The organism is Bacillus sp. JJ634 (assembly GCF_036962285.1).
In the GTDB taxonomy this organism is placed as follows: domain Bacteria; phylum Bacillota; class Bacilli; order Bacillales; family DSM-1321; genus Peribacillus; species Peribacillus asahii_A.
The window spans coordinates 9,519-15,469 of record NZ_JBALMU010000014.1 but is presented as its reverse complement, the minus strand read 5'-3'; the positions used below and the strand labels follow the sequence as shown (position 1 = coordinate 15,469).

Sequence of the window (5,951 nt, the reverse complement as noted above, 5' to 3'; positions counted from 1 at the left end):
GGGCAGTTGTCCCCCATCTATCTTCTTTGTTTCCTCATACGCTTGAGGTGGGGGTCTTACTGCCCGTTAAGTGTGGGATAAATTTAAGATGATTTTTTGAGGCTGCCCTTTGGGTAGCCTCGTTTGAAGTTACTGGCTGCGCTCACCAAATGCAGCAAATGTTTTTTCATCTTCAATTAAGCCGCAAGCAGCGCATTGAACACGTACGTCAGGACCATTATAAGCAAGATGAAAAGGTTCGATCGTGTCATTTGAGTATTGGGCAACGATTTCACCAGAACGTGGATCTTTTTTAATCGGTGTAGCTACTTGCTGAATAAGGTTAAATCGTGATTTATTAGTACGGCAATTTGGGCAACAATAAACTTGAGACATGCACATCCACTCCTTTTTGATTGTAGTATTTCCTCTCATTATGTTGAATATACCGCGCGTATTGATAGAGAAAAGAGATGATATAATTGAAAGAGAATGAATGCAGACAGGATGAGTTATTAACTTCACACTTTTTTCACAACTTATCGATACAATGTAGCGTAATCATCGTTTTGTTCCAGATTTAATAGCAAGTTAACAAGAGTGTGAAGAAGATAGATGAGAGGGACAAGTGCTCGTATTAGTTTAATAATCATCAGTGGGGATAAAGAAAACCCCACTGTTATAAAGGAGCTGATAAAATGAAGCAAGTACTTTTTCTTTTATTTGCTGCTTTACTGCTTACTGGGTGTAACAGTGTGACTTATCCAAAGATTAAGCACGATCAATCTTTTATTGCAACGGTAAATATTAAAGATACGAGTCTTACTTTTTTAAATGAACAGTATAAACATTTAGCCGATTGGGATCTCAGTGTCCCTTTTATGGGCGGACTGCTGCTCGAAGATGGAGATACGTTGCTGCTTTATGGAAAAGATATGGATTCGATTGAAGTTTTTTCATTAGAGAAAGGAAAACAAATCGATAGCTGGGAAGCGAAAAAAGGTATTGTTAATATGAAACTGCTTCAGGATGGAAAGAGTATTGCTGCAGTGAATCAATCTTTAAACAATGTTTCTTTCTATAATGAAGAGGGACGAATAGAAGATCAAATTAAAGTAGGTAAAAGTCCGCTGATGCTCCTTCAAGATCATCAGCAATTATATGTAATGAATTTTGGCGAAACAAAATTGTCAGTTATTAATTTACGTACAAGAAAAGTAGAAAGGGACTTTGTTATTCAAGCGTCTTCCACAGGTGCCTTATTAAGAGAAGAGCAGCAAGAGATTTGGCTTGGCGGTCATGGGATGGGAGCGAAAATGGAGGAAAATGTCCATGTTTATTCAACGGAAACAGGAGAATTAAAACGAACGTTAAATACACCGATAATGCCCATTAATATTATGGAAAATGCGGCTGGTATTTTCATTTTGAGTCATGGTTCAAACGCTCTTTACAAAGTAGATGAAACGTACAAGGTTGTGAAGAGTACGACAGTTGGGGTCAATCCATTTGAGATGACGACTGTTCGTGATGATATATTGATTGCAGGATATGATAGTGATGAGCTCTATGTGATGGATTCAAAGTCTATGAAGGTAAAACAAACCATTAAGGTAGGCAAAGGCCCGTTTCAAATGATTAGTAGGGAGTAGATGTGCATGAGTGATTATACCGTTTTGGTCGTTGATGATGAAAAAGATATGCGAACCTTGATAGAAATGTATTTGCTCAATTCTGGATATCACTGCCTTCAAGCGCAAGATGGAGAAGAGGCTATTCGCTGTTTGGAACACGCAACAGTAGATTTAATCTTATTAGATATAATGATGCCGCAAAGAGATGGCTTTTTAGTTTGTGAAGAGCTGCGGCGAAAATCTGATGTACCGATTATTTTTGTTAGTGCTAAAGGAGAAGAGTGGGATAAAGTGAAAGGACTCAAACTTGGAGGAGATGATTATGTTGTTAAGCCATTTAATCCAGGTGAGTTAATGGCTAGAGTAGAAGCAGTGTTAAGAAGAACAGGTAAGAAAGCAACGTTATATACGGAGCAAGATGTGGTGAGGTTGGGGAAAATTGAAGTAAATCAGAAAGCAAGAACGGTGACAATTAACGGAGCACCGATTAATGTGACTTTAAAGGAATTTGACTTGTTGCTTTTTTTAATGCGGCATAAAAATCAAGCACTCAGTCGGGAGCAATTACTAGAACATGTATGGGAGGGGAGCTATGGTAGTTCTTTACGAACGGTGGACACTCATATTAAAACATTAAGAATGAAGTTAAAGGAAGCGGATTATATTCAAACGGTATGGGGAATTGGTTATAAAATGGGAGATGAGCATTTTGCGTAAAATCAAATCTTTGTCATTTAAGCTCTGGTTCACCATTATGAGTGCCGTTATTCTATCTGTTGTCTTTGCGTATTCTCTATCACAATATTATTACAAAAATTTATATGTTGAGAAGGTAAAGAGTGATCTTATTTATGAAGCTTCTTTACTCGCTGCCGATTATGCAGGAGGTAAGATTACGGAACAGTATAAGCAAAATATTGAATGGTTTAATAGCAAAAATGAAAGTGAAACGTTCGTTGTGAATAATCCCCGGGAATTAAGTGCGTGTTTGCCGTTTGATATTGATTATAATACGTTGATTTCTGAAGAAGAGCGACAAATGCTTCTTGAAGGAAAGCCCATTGAAAAAGAAGGCTATGAAGAACGATTTGAAAAAAATATAGTAGCGGCCATTATTCCTCTAACCGATGGAGACCGATTAGAAGGAATTATTTATACATATATTCCTGTTAACTCGATTACTGATTTAATTCATGAGTTTGCCGTTAAATGGATTGCGGCTGCGATTTTATTTATGCTCATGGTTATGCTGCTGACAACAAAATGGTTAAAGAAGCTGATTCATCCAATTCGTGATATGAAAGCAGCAGCACATCAAGTATCTAACGGTGATTATTCGACACAAGTTCGAGTTACAAGTGATGATGAAGTAGGTCAGCTTGGCCATGCTTTTAATAAAATGGCCCAATCGCTTCATTTAGAAGAAGAAAGAAAAAGAGAGTTTCTTGAAAATGTCTCACATGAACTACGAACCCCATTAAGTTATATAAAAGGTTATACACAAGCCATTATTGATGGTGTCATTAAGGATAAAGAGGAAGAAAGAAAATATCTTCAACTTATTTCGAGGGAAACATTGAGGATGCAGCATCTCGTTGGTGATTTAATGGAGTTAACAAAAATGGATCGTAAGCAAGTGATGTTACAGGAATCCCCGATTGCTTTTGCTCAGTTTATAGAGGACTTTGTGGGAAAATATGAACAAGTGATTCAGGACAAGCAGCTACAGTTACAGATTGAGTTAGATCCAGATCCTATTATTATGGGGGAAGAGCGAAAACTTGAACAAATTCTTCAGAATGTATTGGATAATGCGATTCACTACACGAATGCAGGTGGAGTTATTTCTATTATATTAAAGCAAAATAAAGAAACATGTGAGTTAAGCATTGCTGATACAGGTAGAGGTATTCCAAAACAAGATCTTCCTTATATTACGAATCGTTTTTATCGTGTGAATAAGGCGAGAAGTCGTTCAGACGGTGGTTCGGGGTTAGGGTTGGCTATCGTTAAGAAACTAGTAGAATTACAAAAAGGTGAACTAAAGATAGAAAGTGAAGAGGCTGTTGGTACGAAAGTGTATGTAACATTTCCAATGATTCAAAGTGAGTGGTTGTAGACTAAAGCAGGAGGCATGACGGATGAGAAAAATAATCATTTTATTTTTAACTGTTCTTATTGTCTTAGTTGGATGCGGCAAGGAAGAAGAGGAGCAGCTTCCGAAGATGTTACATGTAGAATTAGAGCTAACTCCTGAACGAGCAAAAGTGAATGAAACGGTTAGCTTTCAAGCAAAAGTAACGTATGGAGATAAAATCGTTACAGATGCCGACGAGGTAAGCTTTGAAATTTGGCGTGAAGACAAGGAGGAAAGTGAAACGATTCCTGTCAAGCATAGTCAAGATGGCGTGTATAAGCTTGAAAAAACATTTAAAGAAGAAGGAACATATTATGTATATGCCCATGTAACCGCAAGAAACTTGCATACAATGCCAAAACGAGAATTTGTAATTGGAGCAAAGAATTAAATAAGAGAAGAATAAAGTAAAGGGTCTGGTATAATACTAGATCTTTTTTTGTTGCGGTATTTGTAAAATAGTAATTTTTCTCGTAACTTTGTAACATTGTAGTAAAGAATGTTACAAAAAGCAGGGGAATAGAAAAGTGTCAATATTGATTTTTTAGAAGGTTATGGAATAGGAAGAGAAAAACTACCATTGACAGAGAAATAGAGAATCAGAGAATAAAAATGGAAAAAACATTTAAATGGTAGTGTTACTAAGGGGTTGCATCGTTTAAGAGCAGAAGGGAAATCATGTAATGCTCTTTCCTTTTAATCTGTTAATTTTTTTGGAAATGGCTGGTTGTATTGTTACAAAAAAGCCGTGATATGATGATTCCAGAAGCAAAATAACAGATTGACTAGGAGGAAATACAAATGAAAAAGAAATTAATTCTATCAACAGTAGCCGCAGCAGCAGTCATGTTCTCAGGAGCTGGATTCAATCAAGCAGAAGCAGCACAAGTAAATTGCCAACCTACTAAACAGTTCACATATAAAGTAACATCACAACAAGATGCACAAAAATTAGTTCAACAATACTTTGCTAAGTATGGTATTAAAGTACAAGGAAACGCAATTCAAGCACCAGTAAAACAAGCAACACCAACACAACAAGCGCAACAGCCAACACAAGCAACACAACAAGCACCAACACAACAACAAGTAAAACAACCAACAACTCAACAGCCAACAACAAACAATAATGCTACTGCTGACACAAACAAACCAACAGCAGCTGAAACAAATACTTCAGTAAGTGCTTTTGAAAAGAAAGTAGTAGAATTAACAAACGCTGAACGTGCAAAACAAGGGTTAGCTCCACTTACATTAGATACAGAGTTAAGCAAAGTTGCTCGTGCTAAATCTCAAGATATGAAAGATAAAAACTACTTTGATCATAATAGCCCAACGTACGGCTCACCATTTGATATGATGAAATCATTTGGCATTAGCTATAAATCAGCGGGTGAAAACATTGCCCAAGGTCAAACAACACCTGAGCAAGTTGTACAAGCTTGGATGGATAGCCAGGGACACCGTGAAAATATTATGAATTCAAGCTTTACTCATATTGGAGTAGGCTATGTAGCTTCAGGGAACTACTGGACACAAATGTTTATTGGAAAATAAGATTGCTAGATTATAAGAATAGAGACCCCCAAACTGCTTGATAGTTTGGGGGTTGTTATAGTTCTGAGATATCTATTTCCGAATAGTTCAAATCGGAATGCTTTTGAAATCGGATTTCTAATATATTGTCTTTATATTGAACGGATGTTCCTTTTTTTCGAACAAGAGCCGGTAAGGGGATGTTATGCTTATCTCCTTCGTTTGGGATATCATGAATCATCGATTGGTTGGAAGTATGGTAAATTTTCATTTGTTTAAGCCAGCTTTCATCTTGAATCGGAATTCGAATATAGATAAATGAATGGGTTTCTAGTACATTTGCTTGTAGTGGATTTTCTGCTGTGCGGGTCCCGCTCTCTTTTGCTTTAACAGCTCCTTGATTCATCACGTCTTGCATATTGTTGGGCATCACTTCTGTGAAAACTTTCTCGATAAAGGATTGAACATCGTTTTGCTGCAAGTTTTTTAAGAAGCCGTTTTGATTTTTGGAAGATGAGAAAAGGCTGCTGAAGGGAAACATATTGAATTCCTCTTTTCGTCAATAAAATAGTTACTTATGCAAAATATGTTATGCACAAGATAGGCGGGAGGTTCATTGTTTATAGATTTGACTATGTTAAAAAAATACCCCTTCTTCAAGCAAT

At 36.8% G+C, this 5,951-nt stretch carries 7 protein-coding genes; 5 read left to right on the top strand and 2 right to left on the bottom strand.

The genetic code is table 11. From position 1 onward, the window contains the following. Positions 1 to 129: 129 nt before the first annotated feature. Complete coding sequence (locus V7068_RS02740; RefSeq protein ID WP_499710902.1) at positions 130 to 375, bottom strand: DNA alkylation repair protein; 246 nt, start codon at positions 373 to 375, stop codon at positions 130 to 132. Positions 376 to 677: 302 nt separating this feature from the next. On the opposite strand from V7068_RS02740, the gene V7068_RS02735 reads away from it, so the two are divergent. The 5 genes from V7068_RS02735 (at position 678) to V7068_RS02715 (ending at position 5,307) form a co-directional block, all read left to right on the top strand. Further along, on the top strand, positions 678 to 1,631 hold the full coding sequence (locus V7068_RS02735) for a YncE family protein (protein ID WP_499710901.1): 954 nt from the start codon (positions 678 to 680) through the stop codon (positions 1,629 to 1,631). 6 nt (positions 1,632 to 1,637) lie between these two features. After that, positions 1,638 to 2,330 (top strand): response regulator transcription factor, encoded by a 693-nt coding sequence (locus V7068_RS02730; protein ID WP_499710900.1) that lies wholly within the window; start codon positions 1,638 to 1,640, stop codon positions 2,328 to 2,330. After that, positions 2,323 to 3,732, top strand: a complete 1,410-nt coding sequence (locus V7068_RS02725; protein WP_499710899.1) for a sensor histidine kinase — start codon at positions 2,323 to 2,325, stop codon at positions 3,730 to 3,732. The genes V7068_RS02730 and V7068_RS02725 overlap by 8 nt, the downstream gene beginning before the upstream one ends. A 22-nt stretch (positions 3,733 to 3,754) precedes the next feature. Then, positions 3,755 to 4,141 carry a FixH family protein gene (locus V7068_RS02720; RefSeq protein ID WP_499710898.1) on the top strand — a complete coding sequence of 129 codons (387 nt, stop codon included), beginning with the start codon at positions 3,755 to 3,757 and terminating at the stop codon, positions 4,139 to 4,141. Between the two features lie 410 nt (positions 4,142 to 4,551). Continuing rightward, entirely contained in the window at positions 4,552 to 5,307 is a 756-nt protein-coding gene (locus V7068_RS02715; protein ID WP_499710897.1) for a CAP domain-containing protein, read from the top strand. Between the two features lie 55 nt (positions 5,308 to 5,362). On the opposite strand, the gene V7068_RS02710 is transcribed toward V7068_RS02715, so the two are convergent. Then, entirely contained in the window at positions 5,363 to 5,827 is a 465-nt protein-coding gene (locus tag V7068_RS02710) for an Hsp20/alpha crystallin family protein (protein ID WP_499710896.1), read from the bottom strand. Positions 5,828 to 5,951 lie beyond the last annotated feature (124 nt).